The 16,105-nt window shown below is 35.9% G+C and carries 16 protein-coding genes; 4 read left to right on the forward strand and 12 right to left on the reverse strand.

Features of this window, described 5'->3' with window-relative positions; translation table 11 throughout:
• Positions 1-26 precede the first annotated feature (26 nt).
• The 8 genes from KI430_RS12750 to KI430_RS12785 are packed head-to-tail and all read right to left on the reverse strand — an operon-like array spanning position 27 to position 5,978.
• Positions 27-638, reverse strand: a complete 612-nt coding sequence (locus KI430_RS12750; protein WP_248875335.1) for a TerD family protein — start codon at positions 636-638, stop codon at positions 27-29.
• A gap of 2 nt (positions 639-640) precedes the next feature.
• The gene (locus KI430_RS12755) at positions 641-1,609 is read right to left on the reverse strand and encodes a hypothetical protein (protein WP_248875336.1); all 969 of its coding nucleotides are present in this window, start codon (positions 1,607-1,609) and stop codon (positions 641-643) included.
• Between the two features lie 7 nt (positions 1,610-1,616).
• Positions 1,617-2,696 carry a toxic anion resistance protein gene (locus tag KI430_RS12760; protein ID WP_248875338.1) on the reverse strand — a complete coding sequence of 360 codons (1,080 nt, stop codon included), beginning with the start codon at positions 2,694-2,696 and terminating at the stop codon, positions 1,617-1,619.
• 5 nt (positions 2,697-2,701) lie between these two features.
• Positions 2,702-3,256, reverse strand: a complete 555-nt coding sequence (locus KI430_RS12765; protein WP_248875339.1) for a TerD family protein — start codon at positions 3,254-3,256, stop codon at positions 2,702-2,704.
• A complete protein-coding gene (locus KI430_RS12770; RefSeq protein ID WP_248875340.1) occupies positions 3,190-4,065 on the reverse strand; it encodes a phosphoribosyltransferase family protein in 876 nt (291 codons plus the stop codon). The genes KI430_RS12765 and KI430_RS12770 overlap by 67 nt, the downstream gene beginning before the upstream one ends.
• 7 nt (positions 4,066-4,072) lie before the next feature.
• Positions 4,073-4,738: an HAD family hydrolase gene (locus tag KI430_RS12775; RefSeq protein ID WP_248875341.1), complete on the reverse strand. Its 666-nt coding sequence runs from the start codon at positions 4,736-4,738 to the stop codon at positions 4,073-4,075.
• A 6-nt stretch (positions 4,739-4,744) separates the two neighbouring features.
• On the reverse strand, positions 4,745-5,395 hold the full coding sequence (locus KI430_RS12780; protein WP_248875342.1) for a hypothetical protein: 651 nt from the start codon (positions 5,393-5,395) through the stop codon (positions 4,745-4,747).
• Positions 5,396-5,402: 7 nt separating this feature from the next.
• On the reverse strand, positions 5,403-5,978 hold the full coding sequence (locus KI430_RS12785; protein WP_248875343.1) for a TerD family protein: 576 nt from the start codon (positions 5,976-5,978) through the stop codon (positions 5,403-5,405).
• A gap of 481 nt (positions 5,979-6,459) precedes the next feature.
• On the opposite strand from KI430_RS12785, the gene KI430_RS12790 reads away from it, so the two are divergent.
• The 3 genes from KI430_RS12790 (at position 6,460) to KI430_RS12800 (ending at position 9,322) form a co-directional block, all read left to right on the forward strand.
• Positions 6,460-7,800: a cytochrome ubiquinol oxidase subunit I gene (locus KI430_RS12790; protein WP_248875344.1), complete on the forward strand. Its 1,341-nt coding sequence runs from the start codon at positions 6,460-6,462 to the stop codon at positions 7,798-7,800.
• The gene (locus KI430_RS12795) at positions 7,800-8,816 is read left to right on the forward strand and encodes a cytochrome d ubiquinol oxidase subunit II (RefSeq protein WP_248875345.1); all 1,017 of its coding nucleotides are present in this window, start codon (positions 7,800-7,802) and stop codon (positions 8,814-8,816) included. The genes KI430_RS12790 and KI430_RS12795 overlap by 1 nt, the downstream gene beginning before the upstream one ends.
• A gap of 83 nt (positions 8,817-8,899) precedes the next feature.
• Positions 8,900-9,322: a DUF6646 family protein gene (locus KI430_RS12800; protein WP_248875346.1), complete on the forward strand. Its 423-nt coding sequence runs from the start codon at positions 8,900-8,902 to the stop codon at positions 9,320-9,322.
• Positions 9,323-9,396: 74 nt separating this feature from the next.
• On the opposite strand, the gene KI430_RS12805 is transcribed toward KI430_RS12800, so the two are convergent.
• The 4 genes from KI430_RS12805 to KI430_RS12820 form a co-directional block, all read right to left on the reverse strand.
• Complete coding sequence (locus KI430_RS12805; RefSeq protein ID WP_248875347.1) at positions 9,397-10,902, reverse strand: serine hydrolase domain-containing protein; 1,506 nt, start codon at positions 10,900-10,902, stop codon at positions 9,397-9,399.
• Between the two features lie 69 nt (positions 10,903-10,971).
• Complete coding sequence (locus KI430_RS12810) at positions 10,972-12,393, reverse strand: beta-lactamase family protein (protein ID WP_248875348.1); 1,422 nt, start codon at positions 12,391-12,393, stop codon at positions 10,972-10,974.
• Between the two features lie 127 nt (positions 12,394-12,520).
• A complete protein-coding gene (locus tag KI430_RS12815; RefSeq protein WP_248875349.1) occupies positions 12,521-13,342 on the reverse strand; it encodes a GLPGLI family protein in 822 nt (273 codons plus the stop codon).
• Positions 13,342-14,241 carry a pirin family protein gene (locus KI430_RS12820; protein ID WP_248875350.1) on the reverse strand — a complete coding sequence of 300 codons (900 nt, stop codon included), beginning with the start codon at positions 14,239-14,241 and terminating at the stop codon, positions 13,342-13,344. Before KI430_RS12820 ends, KI430_RS12815 begins: the two co-directional genes overlap by 1 nt.
• Before the next feature lie 324 nt (positions 14,242-14,565).
• On the opposite strand from KI430_RS12820, the gene rseP reads away from it, so the two are divergent.
• Positions 14,566-16,074, forward strand: a complete 1,509-nt coding sequence (gene rseP / locus KI430_RS12825; RefSeq protein WP_248875351.1) for an RIP metalloprotease RseP — start codon at positions 14,566-14,568, stop codon at positions 16,072-16,074.
• Positions 16,075-16,105: the final 31 nt, after the last annotated feature.

Consider the following 16,105-nt stretch of genomic DNA (forward strand, 5'->3'; position numbering starts at 1 on the left):
TTATTTTAAGATTAATTTTGAAAAAATTATAAATAATTCTGTCTCACAGTTTCTACGGTTTCCTGCAGTTTTCTGTCTCTTGTAGGCTCTCCGATTGCATTGAATTTCCATTCACCGTTTCTTTTGTAGAAAACGCCCATTACCATTGCCACGTGACCACCGAAATTATCGCCTTTTGCAATATTATAAGTTGCAAAAACTTCATTCACTCGGCTTGGTGTTCCTTCATAAATTCTAATCGATGCAAACGGAATCGTTCCGAAATCCTGTCCTTTGTAGCTATTCAAAACAAACGCAACGGACTGAACATTAGGACTTAATTTAGAAAAATCTAAAGTAATGATCTCATTATCCAGACCATCGTCACCGGACAAATCACCCGTAAGATCATCACCGCTGTGTTTTACAGCACCGTCTCTAGACTTCAGTTGTCCAAAATAGACTACATCTACAGAATTTTTAGCTTCATCAAACAAAAGACAGCTTGCATCCAAATCCACTGCTTCTTTTGTCACGCTACCTAACCAGCTTTTTTTCTCGATTGCGCCCCAGTTAACGCCCACACAAACATTTTGTAATGTAGAGCCATTTTCTTTTACCAGACTTATTCTTTGTCCTTTTTGTAAGTTGATTGCCATTATTATTGTATTTTATTATTTAAATTTAGATTAAGCATAGAATTAAGAATACTCAGTTCTTCATCGATGCTGATGACTTGGTTTAAGACTTCCTGACTGTCCAATGTTTCTTTATATTTTTCCAACATTGTGATGACTTCTTCAGGAAGTTCGGTTTTCATATTGTCGGCTTTTGTTTTAAGCTCCTCATTTCTATTTCTGAGTTCGCTGACAATGGATTTTTTAGACGATGTATTGGGAGAGCGATCCAGTAACAATGCAATATCTTGCTCCAAAAGATAAAACTCATTGGTCTGCAGATTCCAGATAAAATCTTCATCCGTGTCTACAATTCTGAACAATTCAAAAATCTGATTGCTAATGATATAACCACAAATAAATCTGATTTTAAAGTTATTAGCATTCAGTTTTCCTAATAATTTTCGTTCTATATCAACATTGTCGAACTCATAATATTTGACATCAGGCAAACTGAGCAGACAATCTATTTTCGCTTCTTTCCTGTAGTAATCCTGAGCATAGATATTAGAAAGATTCCTGATTTTCTTATAATCTACAGGGGTTACCACATCGGTCAAATTTTTATAAATAGATTTTAAAAAATCTGAAACCAGAGCATTCTGATATTTTCTTTCAGTACCGAAATCGCGGCCTCCTTTTTCCTGCGAAATAAATGCAGCGATATAATCCTCATTAGCATCAATTTCCTTATAAGCCGTAAGAATCCCTGCCTCCTTTTGTTTTTTAATTTTATCAAGAAGAACTATCAGGCTATCAGTGTATTGAAGATGAAACAACTCTAGCTTATTGATATCCAGACCTGCAATGGATTTGGATTCAAAATAAGAATGGATCACTTCTGTTTTGATGATAATATTGATAAGATCTTCCTGTCTAAAAAACTTACTTAGAAGCTTGAGTTTCTGAATTCTTTTTTTACTGTTCTTTAATATTTCCTTCTCCGGACTCAATTTTTATTTAAGAATTTTGAATTTGTTTTTTCAAAGTATCTTCCAGGTTTTTAAGTTCTACATCCAACTGCTGTCTGGATTGTGCACCTTGCTGCTGGATTTGTTTCACCTCATTCAAAGTACTAATCAATGAACTTGTTGTATCCCGAAGCGTATCTATAGAAACAATCGTTTGCTCGTTAGCACGTGCCACATCAATTGTATTTTGCTGTAATCGTTGTGCATTTTTTCTAAGGATTTCTTCCGTTGTAGAAGACACTTTTTTCTGAACATCAATATTTTGCTGCTGTCTATGCATCGCCACAGCCAAAGTCAATTGGTTTTTCCAAACAGGAAGCGTTGTCGTCAAAATAGTTTGTGCTTTTTCAGCAATAGAAACATTGTTATTCTGAATCAATCTGATTTGAGGCAACGATTGCAAAATGATGAAACGAACGACCTTCAAATCAGCCAGTCTTCTGTCCAATCTTGCGATAAAATCTCTTTTGTCAGCAATCTGGTAATCCTGATATTGAGCAGCATTGATTTCCATCAAAGCCAATTCTTCACTGGATTTTTGCATTCTGAGACTTCCTGCAATGATGTAATCTTCAATCTTTTTTACAGATTCTATATTGCTGGTAAAAATCGTTTGAAGAACTGCATTATCTTTTGTTGAATTGATGATTCCTGCATTGACTTTATTCGAAATGTCCGAAATATTATTGACGATTTTGTCATATTTCACAAACAAAGTTTCGACAGAACTTACCATTTTGCTTAAGAAAGGAATCTTTTTCAGGAATTTCTTCACAGAACTTCCTTCCAATTCATCAACATCTACATAGTTGAGCTCAACCAATAGTTTATTAATCAATTCTCCAACTTCTCCAGAGTTTGATTTTCTAACATTATTCAGGAAAGAATCACTTTGATTAGCCAAAGAATTTTGCAATTCCGACCCAAAATTGATAATCGAATTCGGGTTTTGTTCGTCTAATGAGCCAGAAAGACTGTCGTATTTCTGAACATCAATTGACGGAAGTTGCGCCAAATCTACGTTGCCATTTTTGTCAATGACAGGGCTTGTTACTTGAGGTAAATCCATTTCCATTATTGATATAAACTTAAATATTTAGCTAAACCTTCTCTTTGTCCATTCCCAACAGCTTCGAACTTCCATTCGCCGTTTCTCTCATAAATTCTACCGAATTCTACGGCTGTTTCGATTGAGAAATCCTCATCTAATTCGTACTTTAAAATCTCTTCATTGGTTTCAGTATTGAAAACTCTGATGAATGAATTTCTCACCTGTCCGAAGTTTTGATTTCTGGAATCCGCTTCGTGAATCGTTACCACAACGATGATTTCCTTAACTCTAGGGTCGATACCTGTAAGATCAATTTTAATTTGCTCATCATCGCCGTCGCCGTCTCCAGTCAGGTTATCTCCAGTGTGAGTTACAGATTTGTCAGGAGTTTGCAAGTTGTTATAAAAAACAAAGAACTCATCCGCTACCAATTTTTTATTCTCGCCCAACACAAAAACCGAAGCATCCAAATCGAAAGCACCTCCAGTAGATGAATTGTTTGCGTCCCAGCCTAGTCCAATAGTGAATTTTGGGGCATTAATATTTTGTCTTTGTCCTTTTTGTAAGTTGATTGCCATTGTAATTTATTTTTTAATTTGATTATATTTTGTTTGTATTCTTCTACCAAATGGTAGTTGTTGCTGATTGCCAGATTCAGGATTTCTTTTCTTTTAGCTTCTGAAATATTGTTATAAATATTCTCAAAATCCTGGTCCTGCATTAGCAAAATGTATTTTGTAATCCTTGTGTTGAAGTGGAAATCTCTGCCGTTAATTACATCAATCAAATCTTCAGTGGTTTTAATTTTGAAATAATTGTAATGATTTTCGATTTTTGGATGGATATTTTTGTTCATTAATTCAGCAAAATAAACGAAGATGAATTCGCCATTCACGTCATAATGTTTCAGGATTTTATCGACTGTATTTTCGTGACTTCCTGTGATTTTGATATCGTCCAAGAAAAGACAGAACTTGCCATCTACAAAGCTTTTATCGATGTAATAAGTATCATTGGCGATGAGATTGATTCTTTCCTCATAACTCATATTGCCATAATCTTCCACATAAGTTTGCTTTCTGTGGATTTTTCCTTCCAGACAAGCTGATTTTCCATTCTCGAACAGGAAATAATTAAGCTGTTCCTTGAAATAGAAACAAAGAAAGTTCGAAGCTGTTGGAATCGAATGATAAGGACTTGGAAACAGAATAATCTCTTCCTGTTCCAACAACTCATCTCTGAATTCTGAAATAAATCCCTGAAATAATTCTTCAGCAAATTCTTTCGCTACAGAAGTGTCTCCAAACTTGAACCTGCTGTAACTTCCTTCATCAAAAGGACTTTTAAGTTCACTTTCTATTTTATGTAAACTATATCTTTTTTTCATAACTTTTTTAAAATTTCACCAGTTGTGCTTTGACGCCAAATCGTTTTGCGCCTTCATAATCTGCAATTCTATTATCGCCTATATGTAAAATTTTTTCTTTTTCAACTTTTCTTAACTCATTGATTTTATTAAACATCATATCAAAAATCTTTAAGTTCGGTTTCGAAGCTTTTACCTCATCAGAAAAAATCATAAACGAAAAATAATTGGCCAAGCCGTGATGTTCCAAAACTTTCCTCAAAGATTCTCCATTGATAAACGCTGTGTTGCTTAAGATGCTTGCTGTTTTATTTTTTTCTTTGATTTCAATTAATATTTCCTCAATATTTTCCCATAAAATGACAGGTATATTATTCAGAAATAAGTCATCTACCTGATGAAAAAACTGATTGAGGTCTTCCAAAGAAATCTTTTCTGTGTCTTTTCCCAAAGCATCCAACATTATCAAAAAAGTCTCTTCTCTTTCCAGATGATTGCCAGTTTTTTCTGATATCCTGTTAAACAAAATATCATAATGCCTGACAGTTTTCCGAACCTCATCAATATCTTTTTCAATAGAAAAAAAATCTCTGAATAACGCATCTCTTTTCCCCTTGAAATTAGGATTAGATTTGATGATTGTCAGCCAAAGGTCAAAAGAAAAATGCTCGTACGAGTCTATATCTATCTCCACAAACTATTACTTAGAACCCGCAGACCATTGCATTCCCCAATTGTACATCTTATCACAATCGCTATGCGAATTATGGAAAGTCACCAGTTTTTTCACCTGCATACTAGTTGGCGAAAATAGAATCTCCGCGATAGCACAGAATTTTCTTGGATCACTTTGCTTGCCCATTTCAACTTCGATATCCGGATTTCCAGATACTTTGATGGTTACAACACCATTGGTTTCTGCCCATCTTGCAACACCATCATAGATGAAACAGTAAATGATCATTCTTTTGATGTTGTTATTAGGATTCACAATGATGTTTTCTCCAGATCCTGCCGCAGCTCCCCTGTCATCACCTGTATGCCAAACCCACGGCGAATCTGTATATCTGCCTTGGCGCGTTTGTCTGTCTCTTGGTCCGCCATTTCCTTTGGCAAACTGAACACCATCTATCACATTTTTTTGTCCATCTGCCAGCTCATAGAAACAACCAAGATCAAGATCAATTGCGTTATTACCGCCTAATAGACTTGCGAAAAAACCTTTTTTAGTTTCGCCTTGTGACCAGTTGAGATTAATAACAATCTCTTTACTGTTGTCTTTTTTTGTAAGATCAATGGAATGGGTGTCACCTTGTTTTTCAATGGTAACTTTTTGTAGGTTAATAGCCATAATATGTTTATTTTATGATGGATCCGTTGTAATATTTTTCTAAGAAAAAGCCTAAATCTGCCTTATATCCAATACCTGAAGCTTCGAATTTCCAAGCGCCGTTTCTTTTGTAAAGCCTTCCGAACTCAACACCCGTCTCGATAGAAAAATCTTCATCCAACTCGTATTTTGCAATTTCTTCATTATTAGAGTTATCTACAACTCTGATGTACGAATTACGAACCTGTCCGAAGTTTTGCTTTCTTCTTTCAAAATCCTCGATAGTGACTACAAAAAGAATCTCTTCTACTCTGGAATCTACTTTATCCAAATCTATTACGATAGCCTCATCATCATCGCCATCACTATTTCCACCTGTTGGATCATCACCTGTGTGAGTAAGAGCGCCATCAGGAGAACTCAAATTATTATAAAAAACAAAATAATCTTCTCCCACCAATTTTCTGTTAGAATCGATCATTATTGCGGACGCATCCAAATCAAAATCGTGACCTGTTCCTTCATTAGGATCCCATCCTAACCCGATCGTCATTTTGGTTAACCCGATGTCAATTTTTTGTCCTTTTTGTAAATTAATTGCCATAAATATGTTTTAATGTTTTATTAGTTTTGATGAAAGGTAAATATAGAACTTTCCTGCCAATGAAAATTATCGAAAAGTTTAAAAAAATCATAAATTTTCAGTTAATTTTATAAAATTCAAGGACTTTTTAGTAATTCTATGAGATAAATCATTCATTCTAAAATTGATACCACACAGTCTCTTATCGAACGAGCATCGAACAACGGATATACAACGGATATACAACGGATATAGAATGGATATACAACTATCGAAGAAAGGATATACAAGCATTGATATTATGTTAAATGATAACCTGTTAAGATCCTTAAAATCAAATATTAAGCCTCGACAAAAATAAAAATTTTACATCACGACACGTTTTGACGTTAACCTATAATACTTTTGGCAAATATAATATTCAAAGTATGACAATTGTCTTGAGAAAATACAATTAATGATTTGAAATTAAACCTAACTTTACACAAGCAAAATGTAGATTATGGATGATTTTCTAGCCGCCAGATCTCAAATGGCAATGTCCCTGGGCTTTCACATCATATTTTCCTGTGTCGGGATGGTAATGCCTTTTCTAATGGCGTTCTCACATTACAAATATTTGACGACCAAAGACGAAGTCTATAAAGGACTCACCAAAGCCTGGAGCAAAGGTGTGGCAATTCTTTTCGCAACTGGAGCCGTTTCCGGAACAATGTTGTCTTTTGAATTGGGTCTGCTTTGGCCAAAGTTTATGGAACACGCCGGTCCGATTTTCGGAATGCCGTTTTCTCTGGAAGGAACTGCCTTTTTCATTGAGGCAATAGCTATTGGATTTTTCCTATATGGTTGGGAAAAATTCAACAAATGGTTTCATTGGTTTTGCGGCGTTGTAGTCGGCGTAAGCGGACTTGCTTCCGGAATTTTGGTTGTAGCTGCCAATGCCTGGATGAATAGCCCGGCAGGCTTCGATTATATTGATGGAAAATATCTGAACATCGATCCTATAAAAGCAATGTTCAATGAGGCTTGGTTTCCACAGGCATTTCATATGACCGTGGCGGCTTTTGCAGCAACAGGATTTGCTGTAGCTGGGATTCACGCCTTGATGATTTTGAAAAAACGAAATGTCAATTTCCATACAAAAGCCTTTAGGATTTCTGCCGGTTTTGCGATTATCGGGGCTTTGCTAGCTCCTATCAGTGGTGATGTTGCAGCAAAATCCGTTGCAGTAAGACAACCGATAAAATTGGCGGCGATGGAAGCGCATTTTGAGACTGAAAAAGGCGCAAGTTTTGTGATAGGTGGTGTTCCAGATGAGGAAAATGAACAAATCAAATACGCTATAAAAGTTCCAAAAGTCTTGAGTTTTCTGGCTTGGGGCGATTTTGATGCCGAAGTAAAAGGGCTGAAAGATTTTCCAAAAGACCACTGGCCTCCGGTTGCGGTTGTTCATTATGCTTTTCAGATTATGATATTTTTCGGGAGCGTGATGATGTTAATTGGTTTGATCTACCTCATCGCTACATTCTGGAAGAAAGAATGGTTGACCAAAAACTGGTATCTGAAAATGTTCGTTGCAGCAATTCCATTTGGTTATATAGCTTTGGAAGCGGGTTGGACAGTGACAGAAGTCGGAAGGCAGCCTTGGATTATTTACGGCATTATGAAAACCATTGATGCGGTGACACCGATGCCGGGAATCCAATATTCGTTTTACTTTTTCACATTGATTTTTATTTCGTTATCATTAATTATCATCTTCTTGTTACTAAGACAACTTAAGATGGTTCCGAAATTATACGACCCTACTGACCCTAATTATAATCCTAAAAATAAGAAATAATGATTTACGTAGTTATTGCATTTCTCTGGGTTTCAATTTGTTTGTATGTGATTACAGGTGGCGCAGATTTCGGAGCTGGGATTATCGAATTATTTTCCAAAAAATCTTATCGTAACCAAACGAAAAAGATAATGTCCAAATCTATCGCACCAATTTGGGAAGCGAATCATATGTGGCTGATTATTGCTGTTGTAATTTTATTTGTCGGTTTTCCTACAATCTATACAACTGTTTCGACTTATCTTCATATTCCTCTAGTTCTGATGCTGATTGGGATTATCGCAAGAGGAACCGCTTTTACATTCAGAAATTATGATGCTGTTGAGGATAACTGGCAAAAACTATATGCCCAGATTTTCTTTTATTCAAGCTTGTTGACACCATTTTTTTTAGGAATTATTGCAGCGGCAACGATTTCTGGCTCAATTGATACTGAAGCAAAAGATTTTCTGAGTCTTTACATTTTCAGTTGGCTGAATCCTTTCGGAGTTTGTGTAGGTTTTTTCACCGTTTCGCTTTGTGCTTATCTGGCCTCGTTGTTTTCTCTTCACGAAGCGAGATTCAGTGATGCGTTGCCAATTATGAAAAAAAAGGCAAGAGAAACAGCTATTTATGTAGTCGTAACAGGCATTTTAGTTTTTGTAAGCGCTCATTATTCTGACATCCCTTTATTAAAATGGATTTTTTCCAAAGCTTTGGGAATTATCGCCATAACACTGGCAACAATCAGTTTATTGTTTACCAACGAGGCCATCAAGAAAGGTCATTTTCTGTTGGTCAGAATTTATGGCGGGTTTCAGATCATTATGATTCTGGTTGCTGCCACTTATCAGCACAATCCTAATATCATTCTTTTTGCCAACGGCGGTCATCTTTCTCTGTTTGATGAAAGTGCTGCGCCGAAAACTATTGAAGCTTTGGGCTGGGCTCTTCTTTTGGGAAGTATCTTCATTCTGCCGTTTCTGTTTTATTTGTTGATGTCTTTCGGCAATCAAAGCAGAAAAGATCCGGAATAATAAAATAATACTACGGTCGTTTTTTAAATAGTGGTTTTATTTTTGATATCAGGAAGCCATTGAAAATTTAATAAAATAAGTTTATGAAGAAATTGCTATTGACAATGGGTTTGTTGGCTTGCGTTTTGTCTTATGCTCAAGCCTGGAAAGGTGCAGGTGACCAAAAAGCACAAGCGGGAATTAATGTTTGGGGATTTGGAACCGGACCTACTGCAAGTTATGATTATGGACTTTCTAACCTCATCTCTGTTGGTGGAGGTGCGAATGTTTATTTTAATGAAGATGATGATAATCCTTTTGTTTTCGGACGTATTGGGTTTCACTTACAAGAAGCTTTGGCATTACCTTCTGAAATAGATATCTATCCTGGTGTTAATGTAGGAGTTGCCGGTAGAAACTTCGGTTTAGGCGTTTATCTTGGTGCAAGATATTTTTTCACAGAGAACTGGGGCGCTTTTATAGAAGCCGGGAACAATGGAAGTTTTGGTGTTTCTTATTCTTTCTAAACTCAATTACAACGCAATAAAAAAAGCATTTCAGAATATCTGGAATGCTTTTTTGTTTTATTAATTTGAAAATTTTACTTCCCGATTTCTTTCTCGATTTTCAAAATCATTTCTTTTGCATTGTGATTGGCCGGATCAAGTTCTAATGATTTTTGATAATCCTTTTTTGACAACGCATATTCTTTTTTATTAAAATAAGCTTCGCCACGGCTGTCATAAACATTACCCGATTTTGGAAACTCATTGACATTCAAATCAAAAATTTTAAGCGCTTTGTCTAATTGATTATCTCTCAAAAATTCATATCCTAATTCATTGAGTTCATTTTCATTGGAAAAATTGTAGTCGTTTGGCTTCGTTCTTTTTAATTCTTTGTAGAGCGCAATTCCCTTATCAATATTTTTAAGGCTCTCTTTTCTAATCGTTAAACCGATCGATTCTTTTTGAGGCACGACAGGATAATTTTTCCATTGGTTCAAGCTGGCAATACTTAAAAGGATTTCATCGATTAATTTAAAATTATTACCGTTGGTCATTACAACCAGACCGTTTCCGTCTTCAACACTTCCAATATAATAGCAGACAAAACCTTCATTCCCGCCACTGTGTGCGAAATATTTTGTGCCTTTGAAATCATTCAGAAATACACCATAATTGTTCTCAATTCTTTTTTGAGACATTTCTTTGGACAAAATTTTATTGGATTTTCCAAGTAATGATAACTGGGTTTCGATGATATATTTTGCCAGATCATTGGGATTTGTCCATAAACCGGCTGCGGCTTTTTCAGGATAAATATGATATTTGCCATTGACTTCTTTTCCATTATTATAAGCCGTTGCAAGCAGCTTTTCTTTATCTGGAGAAGGTGGTTGATTGTAAGAGCTTCTGGTCATTCCTAATGGCGTCAAGACATTTTTCAACATATAATCTTCATACTTTTCACCTGTCGTACTTTCAAGAATTAATTGTGAAATAGTTGTTCCACCACCTGAATACTGGAATTTGAGATTAGGCTCAAACACTGATTGAACTGCAGGAGAATTGGCTGGTTTTTGTCCATTGAGAATTTGTATTATTGTTGGTAATTCTGTTCCTTTTTGATAACCTCCGAAACCGTGTACAGACAAACCTGCTTTATGACTCAACAGATTTGCAATGGAAATTTTTTTTCCTTTTGAAAGTGAATCGTATGGAAATTTCCAGGTTTTTAAATAATTATTGATGTCATCATCCAAACCTAACTTGCCTTGTTCAACCAGCTTCAAAACCCCGAGACTATTGATAGATTTGCTTATAGACGCTGCCTGAAATAGTGTCTGCGGGGTTGCTTTTCTATTTTCAGCAACGTCTGCATAACCATAAGCTTTTGCCCATTCTACCTTATAATCTCTTATGACTGCGATGCTTACCGCATTCATATTGTAGAAAGTCATTCTCTCTTTTAGAGTCCATTTTTTTGTTTTCGATGTATCCCAACTGAGTAGATTGTCTTCAAATGATTTGATTTTATCATTTACGCTTTGGGCAAAAACATTTAATGATAGAGACAGCAGCAGGATTAGGCTTGGTTTTTTCATATATAAATAATTGATTTTCTATTTGATAAGACAATTTAGAGAAAAATATTGTTACATTTTGAGACTGTTTTATTTTTCGATTTCTTTTTCGATTTTCTCTACCATCTTTTCTGCATTCCCGTTGGTTCCGCCAAGACCGATTGCTTTTTTATAATTCTCTAATGCCAAATCATATTGCTTATTGGTAAAATAAGCCTCTCCTAAACTATCAAATAGATTTGCATCTTTAGGAAACTCGTTGGTAGCCAATTTGAATATGGTTATGGATTCGTGGCTTTTGCCGAGCCTTAATAATTCATATCCCAATTTATTAAGTTCTCCAGGATTTTCAAAACTGTATTCATTTTTAGAATTTTTCTTAAGTAAATAATAGGTTTCTATCGCTTTATTGACGTCATTGACAGCTTCTTTTCTTATCGCTTGATAAACAGATTTTTTAGGAATTTTGTACTCTTTTCCTAACATCAGATTATGAATAATATGTCCCAAATCCCAAACTCTATTGATGTTATTGGAAACCAGAATTATCGTAATATTATTTTTAAGATCATTTAAAAAGATGGATTCGAATTTATACGAAACGCCATTGTGTCTTTGTAGTTCTTCTTTTTCAAAGTATCTGCCAAGAGATCCGCCTTCGTCTTTGGCGTATGGATTATTCAACAAAGTTTGGAAGGATTCTTTGGATATTAATCGATTAGAATTCAGCGCTTCAATCCATTTATAGAGATCATCGATATCTACCCAAAGCCATCCGCTAATAAATTGCATTTCCGGGCATCTGACATTGTCCATATCATAACAAGACGTTCGGTTTTTATATCCCGATTTGGGATCAAATACCGAGTTGGTCATTTTTAATGGCTTAATTATATTTTTAGAAACGAATTCCTCAAATGACATTCCGGTTACCTTTTCAATGATTCTTCTTTGCAAGAAAACGTTACCATTATCATACCTGTAACTGGTTCCCGGTTCGAATAATAGACTATCGTTACTTCGCAAAATCTTCCACGCCTCTTCATCATTTTTCGGGACTATTAACCCATTTTCTATCCTAGGAATCCCACTGGCATAATTAATCAAATGACGGATGGTAACTTTCTCTGCCCATTTTGGTAATCCTAAATTAAATTTGGAAATTGGGTCATCCAGATCGAGAAGACCACGCTCTACTAAAATCATTATAGAAACCGCATTAAATTCCTTTGCAATAGAACCAATGTTAAATATCGATCTTTTATTTAAAAGCGTTTGCTTCGTTTCATCAGTAAAACCAAATGATTTTTGATAGATGATTTTATTATTTTTAGCGATGAGGACATTTCCGTTGAATAAACCTCTTTCATAAGATTTCGCCATTACAGAATCAATTTGATTGGCATACACCGATTCTTTTTTCGATTTGTTTCTGTTGTTTAAGTCATTCACAGTTTGTGCAAAAGTACTTATTGATAAAAGCAGAAGCAAGATTAAATGTAGTTCTTTCATTTTATAACTATTTTTTTAGTTATTAATATAACAACTATAGAAAAGCTTTTATTACATCGTTATTGAATTTATTTACAAACTTCCAAAATAAAAAGCTTCGGAAGTTTTTCCGAAGCTTGCGTTAAATCTATATTTCAACCGTATTATTATAATGGGCTAATTTTTCTTTCTCCCGCTTTTCCTGCTCTTTGAGTCTTTTCATCAGTTCAGGATTTTTCTCATCAAACCATTGTGACATCTGTCCCATCGGGTTTTTGCGGTATTCACTCAGTCTTTTTACGAAACCATCTTTGGTGATTTTCTTCGCTTCGCCCATTTGAAACTCCAGATAGTTCTGTTTGTTCGTGACGATGTTTTGACTTAGTTTTTTGTTAGCTTCCAGTGTCCAGATATAATTCTGACCAGCGTCTTCGATTTTCACAATCAATCCGGGCAAACCTGAAAATTTATACGGTCCGTCCTGAATTGGGATTTCCGGTGTGAACCAGGCAGTCCATTTTCTTTCGCCAAATTCTGTTGTCGCTTTTTGTGTATTGTAAACACCGATTTTTTCTTTTTCTGATGAGATGTTCCATTTCAGATTCGGTTTTTCTTCATAAACATAATACTCAGACATTCCGATGAAATCCTTATAGCGCAGCGTTCCATTTTTTAGCTTACTGATTCTGTAGCTGAAAATCGGCGGTTTCTTGGACATCAAGGCGGCATCTACATCAGCGCCCATTTCCTGAGCTTTTTTTATGCCCGCAGTCAATGTAGAATCGTAATCCAATTGCTTGTAAGACATAAAAAGCGATTCATCTTTCCCAACATCCAAAACCATCATTTCTTTTTCCGTTGTTGCGGAATCTTTAGTCGGCTTGTAAACCATTTCATAATAAAATCTGTGAACCTGTGAATGTGCTAGTGCGAATATTAATAGTAAATTGAAAGCAATTAATTTTCTCATTATTTCAGCTTAAGATTTTTATTTTGTGGTGGCAAAGGCACATAACCGTCATCATTAATCACTTTTGGAAACTCGTGGTTCTGCCATCTAGTTTTGGCGTCTTCTATGATTTCTCTTGAAGTTCCAACGAAATTCCAATAGATATATCTGGGTTCCGGAAACGGTTCGCCTCCAAATATATAAACTGTAGAATCCGGTTTTAAGGTAAAATGACAAAGTTTGGAATCTTTCGCAATCAGGATGTGTTTCGGGTTATAAAGATTGCCTTCGCTTTCGATATTACCTTCCAGGATGTAAAGCGACGATTCTCCAAAAAGATAATCACCGAGAACAATTTCGCGGTCTTCCTGAAGTGTATTTTTGACTTCCAAAAAATACAATGGCGAATAAACAGGAACGGGAGATTTACGTCCAAGGATTTCGCCAGCTATCAGTTTATAATTTACCCCATTGTCTATCCAATGTGGGATATCTTCTTTGTTGATGTGGAAAAACTCGGGTTCCATTGTTTCCAATTCTTTCGGAAGTGCTACCCAAATCTGCAATCCGTGAAGATGTTTGTCGGTGGTTCTTAGGTATTCTGGTGTTCTTTCAGAATGGGCGACACCTTTTCCGGCGGTCATCCAGTTCACAGCACCTTCTTTGATTTCGATTTCCGTGCCGATGGAATCTCTGTGCATAATGCTTCCCTCGAACAAGAATGTCAAAGTGGAAAGCCCAATGTGTGGATGCGGCGGAACATCCATATTTTCGTAATCTTTGAGCGCAGCCGGTCCCATATGATCAATAAACACAAATGGTCCAACACTTCTCTTCTGAGAAAATGGCAACAATCTGCCAACCAAAAAGTTACCAATATCCGCAGCACGCTCTTCGATTATCATCTCAATATTTGACATAATTTCATTTTTAAATTTGATTTAAAATTAAGGATTTTCATCTAACTATTTACACTTTTGATTTACCGTTGAATCGCATGCAGCCCCACTTGAGCGGAAATCCTTTTTTGCGTGTACAAATATCTATTTTGATGTGGAATCTTCGTGCAAAAAAGATTGACTTCGTCGAACCACTTCGTTAGGTTTGGGAGCGGAAGGCGGATTAAGCTGCCCGAATCATCATTATCATTAAGTGTTATTTTGGCAGAGAAAAGGCTGGTTTTTACATTGTATAGTTTCTGACTAAATGATTACCTTTGACAACTATAATTTTAAAACGTATTAATGGAATTAGCATTAAAGATATTTCAGTTTATCCTGAGCATTTCTATCCTTGTAACTTTACACGAAATCGGGCACTTCCTGCCGGCGAAATGGTTTAAAACCAAAGTAGACAAATTCTTTTTATTCTTTGACCCTTATTTTTCCATCTTCGCAATGAAGAAAATCAATGGAAAATGGCAATATAAATTCTTTACAAAAAATCAGCCTACTGAAGAGGAGGTTGAAATCAACGGGAAAAAAGTAACGCAACCGATTGATGTTTCTGCACTTCCAGACAGTGACTGGAGAAAGCATGAAGGTGTGAAATACGGCATCGGATGGTTGCCAATGGGCGGTTATGTGAAAATTGCCGGAATGGTGGACGAAAGTATGGATACAGCTCAGCTTTCCAAACCGGCTGAACCTTGGGAGTTCCGCGCAAAACCGGCTTGGCAAAGATTGATTATTATGTTGGGTGGAGTGACTGTAAATTTCTTTTTGGCATGGGCAATTTATTCTTCTCTTTCTTATTTCACAGGAGAAACGTTTCACGATAATGCGAAATTCGAAAACGGAATCGCAGTTTCTGATGCTGGAAAAAAAATGGGCTTAGAAACAGGAGATAAAATCCTGAAAATAGACGGAAAACCTGCAGAAAGAATGGAAACCTCAACCGTTAATATGCTTTTTGCTGATAACGTAACTGTTCTAAGAGGTGGAAAAGAAGTGACTTTCCCAATCAATGAGGATGGTGTAGCTGAAGTTCTACACGCTAACGAGGCAAAACTTTATTTTATGAATCGTTTTCCTGCTGTGGTAGACACTTTAACTCCAAATATGCCGGCAATAAAAGCTGGATTACAAAAAGGCGACAAAATTGTTGGCGTCAACGGACAGAAAACGGAATTTTACGACCAAGTTACGGATGCTTTAAAGGCAAATAAAGGTGGAGAAATCAGTTTGAATATTATCAGAAATGATCAACCCCTTACAATCAATGCTAAAGCAACTCCGGAAGGAAAATTAGGATTTGGTCCTAACTTCCAATTGGCTCAGAGTTATCTGAACAAAAGCGAGACAACCAAAAATTATTCTTTTCTGGAAGCCATCCCAAGAGGGTTTACAAGAACTATTGATGTTTTGACAATGCAGGTGAAACAGTTTAAAATCATCTTTAACACCAAAACACAAGGTTATAAAAAGGTTGGAGGTCCTATCGCCATCGTAAATAATATGCACGTTGAAAAAAGCAAGGATGGAAGCCTTTCTATCGATTGGGAGTTTTTCTGGGGCTTTACAGCGATGTTCTCTGTTTGGTTGGCATTCCTTAATTTGATTCCAATTCCAGGATTAGATGGTGGTCATGTCTTGTTTACATTGTGGGAAATCATCACAAGAAAACCAGTTCCGCAGAAAATTTTGGAAAATGCGCAAATGGTAGGTGTAATTTTCTTATTAGGCCTTATGGCGTTAATCTTTGGAAATGATATAGTTAAGGTTGTAGCGCAATTTTTTAGTCAAAAAAATTAAAAAAAGTTGTCCAAAAATTTTTGGAAGTATA

Source organism: Epilithonimonas zeae (assembly GCF_023278365.1).
In the GTDB taxonomy this organism is placed as follows: Bacteria; Bacteroidota; Bacteroidia; order Flavobacteriales; family Weeksellaceae; genus Epilithonimonas; species Epilithonimonas zeae_A.

Bases quoted from the DNA above. Each gene is read 5' to 3' on its own strand.
- KI430_RS12765 (WP_248875339.1), bottom strand. From the start codon at position 3,256: ATGGCAATCAACTTACAAAAAGGACAAAGACAAAATATTAATGCCCCA.
- KI430_RS12780 (WP_248875342.1), bottom strand. From the start codon at position 5,395: ATGGCTATTAACCTACAAAAAGTTACCATTGAAAAACAAGGTGACACC.
- KI430_RS12760 (WP_248875338.1), bottom strand. From the start codon at position 2,696: ATGGATTTACCTCAAGTAACAAGCCCTGTCATTGACAAAAATGGCAAC.
- KI430_RS12810 (WP_248875348.1), bottom strand. From the start codon at position 12,393: ATGAAAGAACTACATTTAATCTTGCTTCTGCTTTTATCAATAAGTACT.
- KI430_RS12770 (WP_248875340.1), bottom strand. From the start codon at position 4,065: ATGAAAAAAAGATATAGTTTACATAAAATAGAAAGTGAACTTAAAAGT.
- KI430_RS12785 (WP_248875343.1), bottom strand. From the start codon at position 5,978: ATGGCAATTAATTTACAAAAAGGACAAAAAATTGACATCGGGTTAACC.
- KI430_RS12805 (WP_248875347.1), bottom strand. From the start codon at position 10,902: ATGAAAAAACCAAGCCTAATCCTGCTGCTGTCTCTATCATTAAATGTT.
- KI430_RS12795 (WP_248875345.1), top strand. From the start codon at position 7,800: ATGATTTACGTAGTTATTGCATTTCTCTGGGTTTCAATTTGTTTGTAT.
- KI430_RS12750 (WP_248875335.1), bottom strand. From the start codon at position 638: ATGGCAATCAACTTACAAAAAGGACAAAGAATAAGTCTGGTAAAAGAA.
- KI430_RS12790 (WP_248875344.1), top strand. From the start codon at position 6,460: ATGGATGATTTTCTAGCCGCCAGATCTCAAATGGCAATGTCCCTGGGC.
- KI430_RS12820 (WP_248875350.1), bottom strand. From the start codon at position 14,241: ATGTCAAATATTGAGATGATAATCGAAGAGCGTGCTGCGGATATTGGT.
- KI430_RS12815 (WP_248875349.1), bottom strand. From the start codon at position 13,342: ATGAGAAAATTAATTGCTTTCAATTTACTATTAATATTCGCACTAGCA.
- rseP (WP_248875351.1), top strand. From the start codon at position 14,566: ATGGAATTAGCATTAAAGATATTTCAGTTTATCCTGAGCATTTCTATC.
- KI430_RS12800 (WP_248875346.1), top strand. From the start codon at position 8,900: ATGAAGAAATTGCTATTGACAATGGGTTTGTTGGCTTGCGTTTTGTCT.